The organism is Bifidobacterium favimelis (assembly GCF_037963085.1).
GTDB lineage: Bacteria > Actinomycetota > Actinomycetes > Actinomycetales > Bifidobacteriaceae > Bombiscardovia > Bombiscardovia favimelis.
In genome coordinates, this window is record NZ_JBANDZ010000001.1 from 779,162 (window position 1) to 794,809 (window position 15,648).

Consider the following 15,648-nt stretch of genomic DNA (forward strand, 5'->3'; position numbering starts at 1 on the left):
GGTTCCTGGCAGCGGGTCACCGGGCCAGGGTGGTGTTCAGGTTGCGCACCTCGTCGAAACGCTTGGAGGCATCCTCCCAGTTGACGATGTGCCACCAGGCCTTCACATAGCTGGCTCGGTCGTTCAGATACTCCAGATAGTAGGCGTGCTCCCAGAGGTCCAGGAGGACCAGCGGGAAGATGGTGACCGGCAGGTTGCCCTGATGGTCGTACATCTGCAGGGTGATCAGTCGTTCGCCCAGGGAGTCCCAGGCCAGGACGGCCCAGCCCGATCCCTGTATGCCGGCGCACATGGACTCGAAGTACTTCTGGAATCCCTGGAAGGAGCCGAACTGATCCTCTATGGCGGCCTTGAGCTCGCCCGTGGGCTCCTGGCCGTCGGCAGGGGCCATGTTCTTCCAGAAGATGGAATGGTTCTTGTGGCCGGCCAGGTTGAAGGCCAGGTTCTTCTCAAGGAGGTTGGACTTTGAGACGTCTCCGGTTTCCGCCGCCTCCTGGATCTGCTCCAGGGCCTGGTTGGCGCCGTTGACATAAGCCTGATGGTGCTTGTCGTGGTGGAGCTCCATGATCTTTCCTGACACGTAGGGCTCCAGGGCGGAATAGTCGTAAGGCAGCTCGGGCAAGGTATATACGGGCATGTCGTCTCCTTTTTTTCAAAATCAATCCGGCTCGTCGATCATCTGGCCGGCGGACCCGTCGGACGTTGACGGATCGTCTGTTTGTCGGACATTCAAGCCTGTCTGGCCTGTCCCTACAGTCTATCGGCCACATGTGGGCGCGCCAAGCGGGTCAGGCCGCGGGATTTGTGCATTCTGCCACATTTCCGGGCGGGGCGGCCTGCATGTATGGTGGGCACATGCCCGCCTATGACGAAACGATCGACAACCCACATTCAGAGCGCATCCGCAGAGTCGGCGATCTCAAGGAGCGCCGCAGCCGGATCAGGCACGGGCGCTTCCTGGTCGAGGGTCCGCAGGGGGTGAGGGAGGCGGTCTCCTGCCGACCGGATGCGGTTCTTGACATCTATGCGACGGTGGCCGATCCTCAAACGGAACCTGGGAAAGAGGGCCTTGCCGGACCTTCAGCCGCCGCCTCCTGCGTCCCCCCGTCCCCATCTGCGGGCCCTGCCGTCAGCGGACCGCGGCGGGCGGCTGACCTCCCGGCCACCCTGGGCGGGACGGTGGTCCCCATCGTCCGTCAGGCCCTGGAGGTCGGGGGAATCTACGTCCATTACGTCACCGACCGTGTGATGAAAGCGATGAGCAAGGATTCTCAGGGGATTCTGGCCGTCTGCCGGACGGATGCCATGACCGGCCCGGAAGGCTCCGGCTGGACCCAAGCTGCCGGACCAGTGGCCGCCTTCTGGCAGGTGAGGGACCCAGGCAATGCGGGCACGGTCATTCGGACGGCCGATGCCGCCGGGTGCCGCTGCGTCGTCTTCGTGGATGACTGCGTTGACCCTTTCAACCCCAAGGTGGTCAGATCCACGGCCGGTTCCCTCTTCCACATTCCAGTCCTGTCCATGGGGACCGAGGACTTCATGTCCTGGTGCCGTTCCTCGGGCTTCGACCTGGTCGCCGCCGATGTATACGGGACTGAGGGCAGGCCCCCCACACCCCTTCCGGATTTCCTGGAAGGGCCGTCGACAGGGGGGCGGGCCACGGCCGTCCTCTTCGGCAATGAGGCAAGGGGTCTGCCTGCCGACATCCTGACCCGAACGGACCGGATCGTCTCCATACCCATATATGGGAAGGCGGAGTCTCTCAATCTGGCGACCAGCGCCGCGGTCCTCCTGTATTCGATGGCCATGTCGGGAGGTTTCCATGTCGAGTCGTATTGAAAGAATATGAAGGCGTAAAAGGGCTTATCTGGCGCTGTTTCGCGCCTGCACAAGGTGGAAAGGTCTGAAGGTGGCAGATGCAGTGTTCGACCCCTCGGCGGTGACCGACGAGGTCAACGAGGGTATCGGGAAGATCCGGGAGGCCTCCGATCTGGAGGAGCTGAAGGCCGTCAAGACACGGTATGCGGGCGGCGATTCCACCATGGCCATGGCCAGCAAGGCCATCGGGTCGCTGCCTGCCGACCAGAAGAAGACGGCAGGTCAGCTCATGGGCAGGCTCAAGGCCGACTTCGGCCGGGCGTATGGCCTCAAAGAGGGCCAGCTGCGTGCGGAGGAGGAGGCCAGGCAGCTGGCGTCCGAACGGGTCGACATGACCCTCCCCGTCGACCGCCGTCCCCAGGGCGCCCGCCACCCTCTATCCAAGCTGATGGAGGATGTCGAGGACTTCTTCGTCTCCATGGGCTGGCAGATAGCCCAGGGTCCTGAACTGGAGGCCGAGTGGTACAACTTCGATGCCCTCAACTTCGGTCCCGACCACCCGGCCCGCCAGATGCAGGACACCTTCTACGTCAAGGGAAACCAGGCCAGGGACGCCGCCGGCTTCATCGGTTCCAACATGGTCATGCGCACCCACACCTCGCCCGACCAGGCCCGGTCCCTGATCACCAGGGGGGTGCCGCTCTACGTGGCCTGCACCGGCAGGGTCTTCCGTACAGACGAGCTTGACGCCACGCACACCCCCGTCTTCCACCAGTGCGAGGGGATAGCCGTGGACAGGCACCTGACCATGGCCGACCTTAAGGGGACCTTGGACAAGCTGGCCGTTGCCATGTTCGGCCCCGAGGCCAGGACCAGACTGCGCCCCTCATACTTCCCCTTCACCGAGCCCAGCGCCGAGATGGACCTCTGGTTCCCCGACAAGAAGGGCGGGCCGGGCTGGATAGAGTGGGGCGGCTGCGGCATGGTCAACCCCAACGTCCTGAGGTCGGCCGGCATTGATCCCGACGCTTATTCGGGCTTCGCCTTCGGCGTGGGCATGGAGCGCACCCTCCTCCTGCGCCATGACATCAACGACATGCACGACCTGGTGGAGGGGGACGTGCGTTTCAGCCAGCAGTTCGAGATGGGGGAGTGATCCGGCCATGCCTATGGTAGATATCGATTGGCTCAAGGAACATGTCGAGGTCCCTGCTGACCTGACTTACCCCCAGCTGGCCAAGGACCTGGTCAGGGTCGGGCTGGAAGAGGAGGAGATCCACCGTTCCACGGTCACCGGCCCCATAGTGGTCGGCTACGTGGTCGATGCCACCCCCGAACCCCAGAAGAACGGCAAGGTCATCAACTGGTGCCACGTCGACGTCGGAGAGCGGTACAACGCCCTTGACGACCAGGGCAGGAAGGTCCCACGAGGCATCATCTGCGGGGCCCCAAACATGGCGGCCGGCGAAAAGGTGGTCGTCACCCTGCCCGGGGCCGTCCTTCCCGGCGACTTCCGCATCGAGCCCAGGAAGACCTACGGCCATGTCTCTGACGGTATGTGCGCCTCGGAAAGGGAGTTGGGCCTGGGTGGAGACCACAACGGCATCATCCTCCTGCGCCGGTACGGGTTCACTCCTGAGGAGTACGAGGCCATCAAGCCCGGTGACGATGCCATCTCCCTTCTGCACATGGACAATCCCGTGCTGGAGATCAACATCACCCCGGACAGGGGCTACGCCTTCTCATACCGCGGGGTGGCCAGGGAGTTCCATCATTCCACGGGGGCCGCATACACCGACCCCGTTTCGGAACTCGACCGGCGTCTGCCCGGCACCGGTCCCGACCAGGGGCAGCCCCCCATCCAGGTCAAGGTGGAGGATGACAACCCCATCCACGGGATGGTCGGTTGTGACCGCTACTACCTACGTGCGCTGACCGACTTCGATCCCTCCTCGGCAACCCCCAACTGGATGAGGCGGAGGTTGACCAGGGCGGGTATGCGTTCCATCTCCCTGCCGGTCGATGTGACCAATTACGTCATGCTGGACCTGGGCCAGCCCCTGCACGCCTACGACCTGGACAAGCTGGCGGGCCCCATCGTGGTCCGCCGGGCCCGCCAGGGGGAGCACCTGACGACCCTGGACGGCAAGGACCGTGAGTTGGACAGGGAGGACCTCCTTATCACGGATTCCCCGGATGGCAGGGAGGGATCCCGCATACTCGGCCTGGCCGGGGTGATGGGTGGCCTTTATGGGGAGGTGACCGCCGAGACCAGGAACATCCTGATAGAGTCGGCCCACTTCGACCCGGTCACCATCGCCAGGTCGGCCCGCCGGCACAAGCTCCCCTCCGAGGCCTCAAAGCGTTTCGAGCGCGGTGTGGACCCGCAGATGCAGCCTGCGGCCGCCCTGATGGCGGCGGACCTCCTGTCCGAACATGGTCATGCGACCCCCGTCGGCGCCCCGCTCGACCATGACAGGACCAGGCCCATGACCCCGATCGCTTTCAGGGCGGGCGAGGTTGCCAGGTTGACCGACCTGGATCTCGACCGTGAAAGGATCGTCTCCATCCTCGAGGACATCGGCTGCCAGGTGTCGCCGGGTGAGGGTGACCTTATGACGGTCACGCCCCCCTCCTGGAGACCTGACCTGGGCGAGCCCTGTGACCTTGTCGAAGAGGTGGCCCGTCTGGTTGGTTATGACGAGATCCCCGTCAACATACCCGCCGCCCAGGTCAGCGGCAGGGTGGGTCTGACCGACCGTCAGACGCGCAGGAGGTGGGTGGCTGACACCCTGGCCGAATATGGGCTGACCGAGGTCCTTGACTACCCCTTCGTCGGGGAGCAGGACTTCAAGGCCTTCGGCTACGACCCTGACGATGTGGAGCCGGTCAGCGTGGAACTGGCCAACCCCATGGCGGCCGACCGTCCCTACCTGCGCAGGTCCCTCCTCCTGCCCCTGGCCAACACGGTCGAACGCAACATCCGCAGGGGCAACAGGGACGTGCGTCTCTACGAGATAGGCTACGTCTTCGAGCGTGACCCCAAGGCCCCGCCCGTTCCCGCCCTGCCCGGCGGGGTGAAGCCGGATGAGGACCAGCTCAGGCAGCTGGACGCAGGCCTGCCCGCGCAGAAGCTCCATGTGGCCGGCCTCCTGACCGGCCTGGCCCAGGATGACGGCTGGCTCAATGACAGCCGGCCCGTGGACTGGACCGATGCCGTGGAATCCGCCCGACGGGTCCTCGACAGGCTCTCCTGCGAGTATGAGCTGGATCAGCCAGACCCCCGGGAGGCCCCCGACCAGTGGCATCCAGGCCGTTTCGCCCGTCTTATCCTGACTGACGGGACCGTCGTCGGAAGTGTGGGTGAACTGCACCCCCATGTGAACGAGGCCCTGGACCTGCCTGCTCATTCAGCCGCCTTCGAGGTGGATCTGGATGCGGTCTTCGACCGTCTGGACTACACCCCCCTGCAGGCCAAGCCCATCTCCACCTTCCCGCCGGTCAGGCAGGACCTTGCCTTCACCGTTCCCGACACGGTCAGCGCGGGCCGTCTTGCTTCCGCCATCAGAGAAGCGGCTGGGTCTAACCTTGAGTCGATTCGTCTTTTCGACGTGTTCACCGGGGACCAGATAGGCGAGCATGCCAAGTCGCTGGCATTCGCGGTCACCTTCCGGGCTCCCGACAGGACCCTGACCTCGGAGGATGCCGAGGCCCTCCGCGAGGCCATCGTCGAAAGGACCTCCCGATTGGGTGCGCAACTGCGCGCCTGAACCCACACACAGGACAGGGGAAGCATGACCGATCATCACGATGAGGTTTCACAGGCCGGGCAGGGCGGCCGTACCGGCGGTGATGAACCCGCCTACGGGCAGAGGGTGGAGCCTGAGTACGGGGCCAGGGCCAGCCAGTATCCGGGATGGGACCCCTATGTGTTCGGGCGGCCGGACGATGACGGGGGAGCGAACCGTCAGAAGGGGGAGACGGCTTCCCAGGCGGGAAGACCAAACCCCTTCTTCAGCCCGGCACGGGGCGGTGATGCCCCGCAGGCAAACGGTCCAGGGCAGATCCGACAGGGTGGGGGACGTCCGGGTCCGGGGCCGTCACCTGCCGGTCAGGGAGGAGGCCCGGCCGGCAGCGGGCAGGGCTGGCAGCCGCCTCTGAACGAGGCCGACCTGGCCGACCCCTCGAAGAACCCCTTCTATGGGCACTACGATCCCTTCGCCTTCGTCTCCCTCTTCATGGCGATCATCATCCCGGTTCCGCTGATCCCTGCAGTGCTCGGGGCCATCTCCATCTATCGGATCCACGTCCTGCACATGAAGGGGACGGGGGTGGCGGTGGCGGCGGTGGTCATCAACGTCCTGTGGACCCTCTTCCTCCTGTGGATGGTGTTCACGGGCAACACCCCTGCCATGTTCGGGGACATGAACCTGCCGAACGTGGGGGGCGACGGGGTGTCGGCCTGAGGCACCCCGCCCTTTCTGCAGGCAGGGCCTGCGTGGATTTCCGGTCCGGCGGGGCAGGTGGAACCGACAGGCGTCCTGTATACATATACAATTGCTGTAATCAATATCGGCAAGCATCCGAGGGAAAGGGGTGGAGCCCGTGAGACCGGCCACCAAGATAGCCCGCCTGGATGCCATCCGTCAGGCGCTGCTGCAGACGAGGGTGGGTTCCCAGCAGCAGCTGTCGGAAATACTGCGCGATCAGGGGATCGAGGTGACGCAGGCCACGCTGAGCCGGGACCTGGATGACCTCCATGCCATCAAGATGCGTTACCCGGATGGCACCCTGGCCTATTGGATACCTGACTCCAGCGACCAGACGGTCCTTGAGGCCGCCACGGTGATCGGGGGGGAGGCCGGCGAAGAGAGCAAGACCGAGCAGTACCTGTCCAAAATCCTCTCAGGCCTGATAACCTCCGTGGTGACCACGGGCAACCTCCTTGTCATGCGGACCCCGGCAGGGGCGGCCCAGTATGCGGCAAGCGCCCTCGACAGACAGTCCCTTGACGGCGTTCTGGGGACTATCGCGGGTGACGACACCGTCCTGGTCATCACCTCCGATGCCTCAGTGGCCCAGGAGAGGGCCCACTGGCTTATCGGCATGACCTCTGGCGATGAGTGACACGCCCAGGGGGCGAGGGGTCGCACGGCGCCACGCGCCGGGGACCGTGACGGTTCCCGCTGTTCCTGCAGGGTGATCCGGAGGGTGTCCACCTTGTCTCCGGGGCCATTACAATGCAGACTGTAAAACGATTGATGCATGGGCGCCGCTCCGGGCCATGGCCGGGGGCGTTCCGCGCCGGCAGGGAGGGTTCGGATCGTCATGGGGCCGGCTGTTGTCTTGGAAGCCTGGTGGGCCAAGCACCATTTCCACTTGGCGGGTGAACCGGCAGGCGAGCGTTCCGGGCTGGAATTGCCCTCCCCTGCATCACGTGATCCCTCGGGGGCGGTGACCCCAAGACCCTTGTCCATGGCCGTCTTCGGAGACTCCATGGCTGTGGGCTGCGGTGTGGACGACCAGTCCCTGGGCCTGGTCCCCGACATCGCACGGGACCTGGCCGAGGCGGTGGGACGTCCGGTCCAGTGGGAGACCCATGGCCGTCTGGGGGCGACCATCCGCAGGGTGCGGTACCGGCTGCTGCCGGCCTTCGCCCGCCACGCCGACCTGGTGGTCCTGTGCGCCGGCTCCAATGACATCATGGCAGGCCGGACCCTGACCTCCTGGGAGGATGACCTCGCCGCCTCCGTAACCCTGGCCGGCGAAAAGGGCGACAGGGTGGTGGTCCTCAGTTCCGGCCAGCTCTACCGGAACCGCCGCCTGGGCCGCGCCCTGCGCTCACAGGTGGAGACCATGATCGACAGGCAGACCGAGGTCAGCAAAAGGGTCTGCCAAGAGGCCGGCGTCTGCTATATAGATGCCACCCATGACGATGTCGGCACCGACCGGGAGGACTTCTGGGGGTCGGACGGCTTCCATCCCAGTGAGATCGGCTATCGCAAGCTTGCCGCCTGTGTGGTGGGTAAAATGCCGAAGCGCCTCCTGGCCGATCTGGCTGCGCTCGACTGAACGGCAGGGCCAGCCTGGCCGGCTGTCGGCTGGGGCAGGGCGACCGGAGCCGGCCGGGTGTGGAGGTCGTCCGGCTCTGTCAGCGGGTGGACTCCCTGATGGTCAGCCTGCAGTCCACCTTCAGATGGGCCGGCCCTCCCTCCCTGCCGAGTTGACCGTCCTGGCCGCCCTCCGGGCCCTTGCCCTGACCGGCCCGTCCTATCCTCTCCAGGAGGGTGTCGACGGCCATCCGGGCGCACTGTTCGATATCCAGGGTGACGGTGCTCAGGGCCGGCACGGAGCATTCGCCCTCACCGATGCCATCGAAACCGATCACACTGACCTGGCCAGGCACTTCAACCCCCCTGTCGCGCAGTCCCCTGAGGACTCCGAGGGCAATCGTATCGTTCATGCAGACCACACCGTCGAAGCTAGGGCCACGGTCGATGACCTCCCTGATGGTCCGCCGGGCGAAGGGGGTCTCCCACTTCTCCAGCTCGATGAAGCAGTCCGGGTCGGGATCGATCCCCCTGTCGGCCATGGCCCTTTCGAAACCGGCCACGCGCTGCAGGGCGGAATCACAGGTCTGCCTTTGACCGGTCCGGGCCCTGAACCCCCTGCCCATGAATATGGGCCGGTTGCAGCCGTGCGCCAAGAGGTATGAGGTGGCCTGGTAGCTCCCCTCGAAACCGGGGGTGTAAACGCTGTCATAGATGGTGGACCTGGTGGAGGGGGAGAGGAGGACGGCGGGTTTCCCGTTGAGCTGGTCTCTGATCTGCCCCTCGGTCAGCTTGCTAGGGGCAAGAATCACCCCATCGCAGATGGAACTGGTGACCAGCTCGAGTATGGACGTCTCGCTCTTGCGCCGGTAGAGGGTCTGCTGGATGATCGTCTGCACGCCCCTGTCCAAGGCATACCGGGATATGGTGTCGGCCAGGTGGGAGGAGTAGGGCTTGTCGAGTTCCTGCAGGACCAGGCCGATGGCCCCGCTCCGTCCGGATTTGAGGCTTCTGGCGGTGATGTTGGGAGAGTAGTTCAGCCTGCGGGCCACCTCCTTGACCTTCCGTGCCGTGGTCGTGGAGACCACTGGTTTGTCGTGGAGGGCGTACGAGACCGTCGCCTGTGATACCCCGGCCGCCGCGGCTATGTCCCTCATTGTGACCATGATGCCTCTCAAACGCGGGGATGCGGATGCGGCCGTCCCGATGCCCGTGACCGGACTGGTCCCGCCCCTCCCCGCTGTCGGGGCGGATAGGACATATCTTAGCTTTCGCCGTTGTCCTGTCTGTTGATGTCCGGGAGACGCAGGGACAGAAGATTTGACACGTATCAAAAAACGGTGCAATAATACGAAGTGCATTCACTTATACGTTTCAGTAACCCTGTGGAACGCCGATTGAATCACGACATTGCCGTCTGAGAAGAGACATACAAAGAAGGAGTATGTGACATGGAAATCGGAGTGAAAAAGATGATGCGCGCCTGCCTCTCGCTGGTGGCGGCAGGCGGGTTGGTGGCCTCGATGGCCGCCTGTGGGAACCCCTCCGCCTCCGATGAGCTCACTCTGACCTTCTGGGGAGGCGACATCGACAAGACCGTCATGAACGACCGTCTGGCCCTGGCCGCCAAGAAGTACCCGGACATCAAGGTCAAGGCCCAGTACATCGCCAAGGATTACGACACCAAGATCCAGACAATGTTCTCGGGCGGGACGGCCCCCGACATCCTAGAGATGGCCGAGAACATCAACGCCTACTCCAGCAGGGGGCAGCTGGAGAACCTGACCCCCCACTTCAAGAAGGCAGGGGTCGACCCCGCCCAGCGTTTCGGGGAGGCCAATGCAAAGGCCTACTCATACAAGGGCAATCTCTATGGGGCCCCCGACCGATCCGCCCCCGGTGTGGTCTATTACAACAAGGACATGTTCGATGCCGCCGGTCTCAAGTACCCCAGCGCCGACTGGTCCTGGCAGGACTTCCACAATGCCGCCGTCAAGCTGACCAAGCGCAGCGGTGACAAGACCGATGTCTGGGGCTACTGCGAGGGCGACTGGTGGGCATGGTACATGACCTGGATGTATCAGAACGGGGGAGGGGTGGTCGATTCGGCGGGCAAGCCCATCGCCAACGACCCGGCCAACGTCGAGGCGCTAACCTTCTACCACGACCTCATGTGGAAGGACAAGGTGGCCCCCACCCCCCAGCAGATCACGGACACGGGGGCCGACCCCCTCTTCGCCAAGGGGAAGCTGGCCATGGAGGTCACGGGCTTCTGGAACATAGCCGCCCTCAAGGACGCCAAGTTCAATTGGGGGATAGCCCCCATGTGGCACGGCAAGAAGAAAGCCGTCCCCATGTTCTCCAACGCCCTGGCCGTGTCCTCCAAGAGCAAGCACAAGGAGGAGGCCATCAAGCTGGTCCTCTTCCTCTCCTCCAAGGAGGGGCAGAGGCCGATCGCCCAGCACGCCCTGGACGTCCCCGCCAATGTCGAGGCGGCCAAGGACGACTCCTTCGTCAAGGCTTCCTGGAACAAGAACGATCTGGACCTGACGGTCTTCTCCAAGTCGATCGACATGGTCTACGCACCCCCCCTGGTCCCCCAGTGGAACCAGATCACCCAGGCCTTTACGGACGGCATGGCACAGACCTGGAATGGCAAGCAGTCGGTGAAAGACGGGCTGGACAAGGTGCAGAAGACCCTTCAAGGGGCCTTGGGCTGATTCAGGTCTAAGGGTCCCGGTTCGAAGATCCGGCCTGCCCTCCCCAGGCAGGCCGGGGCGGGCGGGTCCGGTTTCGGACCCGTGGGTGATGTGAAGACAGGAGGATGGCATGAACAGGATTCGATGGCCCTGGCAGGGCATGAAACGCAGGACGAGGGAGGCGATGGCCTTCTACCTATGTGTGTCGCCCTGGATCATCGGCTTCGTGGTCTTCACGGCCATACCCATGATCTCATCGCTCTTCCTCTCCTTCACGGACTGGGATTCCTTCCAGTCACCCCACCTTGTGGGGCTGGCCAATTACGTGCGGGCCTTCACCAAGGACCCCCTCTTCTGGAAGGTCCTTGGTCACACCTTCTACTATGCGGCCGTCTCCGTCCCCGTATCCCTCCTCCTGGCCCTCTACCTGTCCAATCTCCTGGCCAACGATTTCCGCGGGAAGAAGGCCTTCAGGACCATCATCTACCTGCCCTCCCTGGTCCCCCTGGTGGCGGCGGGCCTGATTTTCAAGTGGTTGCTCAAGCCCGAGGACGGCCCGATCAACGCCCTGCTGAGCATCTTCGGCATCAAAGGGCCCGCCTGGCTCCTCGACGCCAATTGGGTGATTCCGGCCATCATCCTCCTCTCCCTCTGGCAGGTGGGAGGGGGGACCATCCTCCTGATTTCCGCCATCAACGGGGTGCCGCGTGAGCTCTATGAGGCGGCCGAGCTCGACGGGGCCGACCATTACAGGCAGTTCTGGAACATCACCTTCCCCATGGTCACCCCCATCCTCTTCTTCAATCTGGTGACCGGGATCATCGGGGCCTTCCAGGTCTTCGACCAGGTCTACATCCTGACGGGGGGCGGCCCTGACAACGCCAGCCAGATGATGGTCCCCTACATATACAACACGGCCTTCAAGAACTTCCAGATGGGGTATGCCTCGGCCCTGGCATGGATCCTCTTCGTCATCATCATGATCCTGTCCGGTCTGGTCCTCAAGTCTTCGAGCGCCTGGGTCTTCTACGAGTCGGAGGTCAGAAAGTGAACGTGAAAACGATGGGCAACTGGGCCATGGCCAGGCGCTACGCCATCCTGACCGTCGTCTCCGCCCTCCTTTGCGCCCCCTTGATCTTCGTGGTATCCATCGCCCTTTCATCCGATCAGACCACCAACGCCATGGATTTCACCTTCCTGCCCACCGAGTGGCATCTGGAGAACTTCGCCAGGGTCTTCAACTCGGGTCTGCCCATAGGAAGGTTCATCCTCAACTCCCTTGTCATCGTCATACCCGACTGCATCTTCATGACCCTCTCCAGTGCACTGGTCTCTTACGGGTTCGCCAGGCTGAGGGCGCCGGGCAAGAACCTCCTCTTCCTGATCGTCCTGTCCACGATGATGATCCCCGGCCAGGTGCTTATGATCCCCCAGTTCATCCTCTTCAGGACCCTGGGCTGGGTGAACACCCTCCTGCCGCTGATCGTACCCAACCTCTTCGCCAACGCCTACAACGTCTTCCTGATGAGGCAGTTCATCACCCGCATACCTACGGAGCTGGATGAGGCCGCCGAGATCGACGGCCTTGGCTACTTCGGCATCTTCCGCAGGATCATCCTCCCGATGATGACCCCCGTTCTGGCCGCAGTGGCCGTCTTCACCTTCTCGGCCAACTGGGGCAGCTTCTTCGGACCCCTCCTCTACATCAACGACGAGGAGAAAATGCCTCTGGCCCTGGGCCTCCAGGTGCTGTCGGCCACCGGAAGCGGGGCCCAGACCCCGCCCTGGAACATGATCATGGTGGGGTCCCTGATACTGATCATCCCGGTCCTCCTGGTCTACTACTTCTCACAGAAGTACCTCTATGAGAGCGGGATGATGGGCGGCAGCGCTGGCATCAAATAGGCGCTTGCGGGCAGGCATCCCGATGACATCACCAGGCAAGGGTCCGCAAGGAGGGCTTTGTGAACATGGCTGAAGCGACAAGAGAGAGGGAGGCGGCAGGCCAAAGCCCCTGCAGGGTCCCACTGGCGGAGCCGAAGTGGGCGGGCCCTGCCGGTCGCGAGAGCCGGGCCAGGCCCGTCTCCTGCAATGACGGCCTCCTCCTCATCGACGGGGAGCCCCGGGTCGTCCTATGTGCATCCCTCTTCCCCTTCCGCCTGGCCCGCAGCCAGTGGAGGGGGAGGATGGAAGCCGTGAAGTCCCTGGGGTATCAGGCCATCGACGTCTATCTGCCCTGGAACGTCTACGAGACCGCTCCAGGGCGTTGGGACTTCTCGGAGGAGAACGACATCGGCGCCTTCCTCGACCTGGCGGCGGAGATCGGGCTCTTCGTCCTGGCCCGGCCCGGCCCTTACATCTGTTCTGAGCATGATGGGGGAGGGCTGCCGTCCTGGGTGGCCGCCGATCCCGACCTGCACCTGCGGCAGGACGACCCCGCCTTCCTGGAGGCCGTCTCCTCCTGGTTCGACAGGGTGGGCCCCATTCTGGCCACCCGCCAGTATGGGCAGGGGGGCACCGTCCTGCTGGTTCAGGTGGATAATGAACTGGACTTCTTCCCCTGCGCCGACCCCGATGCCTACCTGGGCGCCCTGGCCTCCATGCTCCGGCGGAGGGGGGTGTCCGTCCCGATCGTCGCCTGTGCCGGCCAGGGGGACTTGGCCCGGGCTGTCGGCCGGGATGGGGACATCCTGCCTGCCGTCAATCTTTACCCGGATGACGGCTCCACCGACGTCGAGGCTCAGGTGGCATATTACAGGCGGGCTTTCGAAAGGATGCGGTCCCCGTTCATAGTCACGGAGACCAACAGGAAACATCGGACCCTGAAGCGGTTGATCGGCGGGGGCGTCCGTTTCGCCGGGCCCTACCTGCAAGTGTCCGGGTGGAACTTCGGCGGCAGGGCCTCGGTCTTGAACTGGGGTGATCCGGAGGCCTTCATGAGCCCCGATTATGACTTCGGCGGTGTCATAGACACCGTGGGCAGGGTCAGGCAGGACGGTGTCCAGGCCCGCCGCCTGACCTCCATCATCAGGGCGCTGGGATGGCGCCTGGCTGCTGGACAGGCCGTGGAAGGCCAGGACCCGGGTCATCCACCTGACGATCATTGTTCCCTGGAGGGGCTCCGTCTGGCGGGGGGCGGCCGCCTGGTCACGGCCAGCAACCTGGGGGACCGGCCACACAGTTTTCCCGGCATCCAGCCGGAAGGCCTTCCTGAAACCATCCTGCCCCCGGGGCAGACGCAGATGCTGGTGAGGGACCTCCCCCTCGCGGTCGGGACCGGACCCGGGCAGGTGGGGCCGGACGGACCGTCTGCCGGGGTCACCCTGGCAGCCTCCTCGGGGGAGCTCACCGGCCTGACTTATTCGCAGGGGTGCGTCAGACTGGAACTGTCCTCCTGCCCTGGAGACGAGACCCCCCTCTGGTGCGCGCTGAAATTCGGACCAGGAGGGGAGCTTTTCGACCCTGCCATAGGTGCGGCCGGGCGGAAGGCATCCAAAACCAAGGACGGAATCCTCACCGGGAGGGTCGGTCCCTACCTCACCCTGACCAAGGGGAAGGCGGGGTCGGCCAGCCGTGTCTTCCTCCTGGGCCCTTCCGCTCCATCTTCGCCTCTGGAGGGCGATGGCGGCGGACCGGACCTCTTGGGGGGGCGGAAACCTCTGCACACCCTGGTCGTCACCTTGAAGGAGGCGGAAGAAACCAGGGGGAGTCAGGAGGGGGATTGCTTGGTCGGGGGCCGGCAGGGACGGCCCCTGGAGGACTTCGACGTGCTGCCCTCCCATATGCCCTGGTCTCCTGAGGAGGCATGTGACCGGAATGAGGGCGGGGTGTGGGCCACCTGCGCGACCAACCCGGGTTCGGTGTGCTGCATCTCCACCTCCCCCTGCCCTTCCGAGGAGGTGGATGGGATCCTGGTGAAAGGGGCTGCCGATCTCGTCTCAGTGACCTGTGGGGACAGGCGGACGGCCTGGAAGGTCTGCAGGGGCGGGTACGACTGGTTCCCCCTGGATTCCGTCCACGGGGCGGAAGGCAGCGCCCGGGACACTGTCCAGACCCCTGCGGAGGACCCCGGAAAGGGGGAGGGGGCCACCCGCGTGACAGTTACCGCCAGGGTCTGGGGGAGGGCCAACTTTGAAGACGGCCGCCTGCCCGTATTGACGCTCGACTCCATCGGAGGGCCCGTCGGCGGGATGGCCGTGACCTCCCGCAGGGACTTCGACCGGGGCTGGCTGGTCACCGGGGTCGAGTGCCCTGCCAGGGCCGATGGGGTGCGTCCATGGGTGGGGTCGCTTCCACAGCCGAGATGTCCCTTCGGTTCCTGGTCCCTGCCGGTCTGGCCGCAGACGGTGACCTATGCCAAGATATTCCACGCCGGGTGGGGGCGGTCCCTGTCCGGCTCGGAGGGGCAGAAGGGACAGACGGCCCTTGTGGCGGCCCTGCACATCCAGGATGGCGGTTGCCGGGTCGAGGTCCGCGTGAACGGCAGGCCTGTGGGGACCATGACCCCCCTTCAGCCCTACCTGGGCCTGGGCGGCCTTCACGATGGGGACAGACTGGAAGCCGCCGTCCACCGGGAATGGGGGGAGGCCACCGGGCGGATGCAACTCCTCACCGGCCACGAACTCTCCGGATGGACCATGCGCTCCTGCAGCCTGGACAGGCTGGGCGCCTCGCTTCCATCTGCATCCTATGCGTCCGCCAAACCACCTCTGAAGGTGGAAACGGGAGTGGGGGCATGTCTCCTGGTCCCCTCCCGCCGCATGGTGCACGGCCCCGGAGCGGACGGGACCGTGGTCCGGTTACAGGGCCAGGGGCTCATGGCCACCGCCTTCACGGACCACCTCTGCCTGGGCCGCCTGGTCATGCCCGGGGTGGAGGGATTCAGCACGGGCGGCGGCCGTGGGGATTACCTGGTCGTCCCGGACGGGCAGGGGGACCTCAGGCTCTATCTGGAGGCCACCGGGCCGGCCGGGGGAAGCCTGGACGCCATCCTTGTAGGCGGTCCCGTCGACCGGTGAGTTACAGGGTTTCAGTGTCGAGGTTGTCTGACAAAATATAAAGGTTAACCGTCCCACCGATAT

Annotated in this window: 12 protein-coding genes; 10 read left to right on the plus strand and 2 right to left on the minus strand. The window is 64.6% G+C overall.

Translation table 11 applies throughout. From position 1 onward, the window contains the following. Positions 1-16: 16 nt before the first annotated feature. Entirely contained in the window at positions 17-637 is a 621-nt protein-coding gene (locus V6584_RS03180; protein WP_340468988.1) for a superoxide dismutase, read from the minus strand. Positions 638-855: 218 nt separating this feature from the next. Here V6584_RS03180 and V6584_RS03185 point away from each other — a divergent pair, with 218 nt between their 5' ends. The 6 genes from V6584_RS03185 (at position 856) to V6584_RS03210 (ending at position 7,890) form a co-directional block, all read left to right on the plus strand. Beyond that, positions 856-1,839, plus strand: a complete 984-nt coding sequence (locus V6584_RS03185) for a TrmH family RNA methyltransferase (protein ID WP_340486180.1) — start codon at positions 856-858, stop codon at positions 1,837-1,839. A 70-nt stretch (positions 1,840-1,909) separates the two neighbouring features. After that, positions 1,910-2,974 (plus strand): phenylalanine--tRNA ligase subunit alpha, encoded by a 1,065-nt coding sequence (gene pheS / locus V6584_RS03190; RefSeq protein ID WP_340468990.1) that lies wholly within the window; start codon positions 1,910-1,912, stop codon positions 2,972-2,974. Positions 2,975-2,981: 7 nt separating this feature from the next. Next, positions 2,982-5,588 (plus strand): phenylalanine--tRNA ligase subunit beta, encoded by a 2,607-nt coding sequence (gene pheT, locus V6584_RS03195; RefSeq protein ID WP_340468991.1) that lies wholly within the window; start codon positions 2,982-2,984, stop codon positions 5,586-5,588. Between the two features lie 24 nt (positions 5,589-5,612). Further along, a complete protein-coding gene (locus V6584_RS03200) occupies positions 5,613-6,284 on the plus strand; it encodes a hypothetical protein (protein ID WP_340468992.1) in 672 nt (223 codons plus the stop codon). A gap of 139 nt (positions 6,285-6,423) precedes the next feature. Then, positions 6,424-6,945 carry an arginine repressor gene (locus V6584_RS03205; protein ID WP_340468994.1) on the plus strand — a complete coding sequence of 174 codons (522 nt, stop codon included), beginning with the start codon at positions 6,424-6,426 and terminating at the stop codon, positions 6,943-6,945. Positions 6,946-7,197: 252 nt separating this feature from the next. After that, positions 7,198-7,890 (plus strand): GDSL-type esterase/lipase family protein, encoded by a 693-nt coding sequence (locus V6584_RS03210; protein ID WP_340486182.1) that lies wholly within the window; start codon positions 7,198-7,200, stop codon positions 7,888-7,890. Positions 7,891-7,969: 79 nt separating this feature from the next. On the opposite strand, the gene V6584_RS03215 is transcribed toward V6584_RS03210, so the two are convergent. Next, positions 7,970-9,025: a LacI family DNA-binding transcriptional regulator gene (locus tag V6584_RS03215; protein WP_340486184.1), complete on the minus strand. Its 1,056-nt coding sequence runs from the start codon at positions 9,023-9,025 to the stop codon at positions 7,970-7,972. 294 nt (positions 9,026-9,319) lie between these two features. Here V6584_RS03215 and V6584_RS03220 point away from each other — a divergent pair, with 294 nt between their 5' ends. The 4 genes from V6584_RS03220 (at position 9,320) to V6584_RS03235 (ending at position 15,585) form a co-directional block, all read left to right on the plus strand. Next, positions 9,320-10,588, plus strand: coding sequence for an ABC transporter substrate-binding protein (locus tag V6584_RS03220; RefSeq protein ID WP_340468997.1), 1,269 nt, complete (start codon positions 9,320-9,322; stop codon positions 10,586-10,588). Positions 10,589-10,697: 109 nt separating this feature from the next. Continuing rightward, positions 10,698-11,618 (plus strand): carbohydrate ABC transporter permease, encoded by a 921-nt coding sequence (locus tag V6584_RS03225; RefSeq protein WP_340468998.1) that lies wholly within the window; start codon positions 10,698-10,700, stop codon positions 11,616-11,618. Continuing rightward, entirely contained in the window at positions 11,615-12,472 is an 858-nt protein-coding gene (locus tag V6584_RS03230; protein WP_340468999.1) for a carbohydrate ABC transporter permease, read from the plus strand. The genes V6584_RS03225 and V6584_RS03230 overlap by 4 nt, the downstream gene beginning before the upstream one ends. Before the next feature lie 65 nt (positions 12,473-12,537). Then, positions 12,538-15,585 carry a beta-galactosidase gene (locus tag V6584_RS03235; protein WP_340469001.1) on the plus strand — a complete coding sequence of 1,016 codons (3,048 nt, stop codon included), beginning with the start codon at positions 12,538-12,540 and terminating at the stop codon, positions 15,583-15,585. Positions 15,586-15,648: the final 63 nt, after the last annotated feature.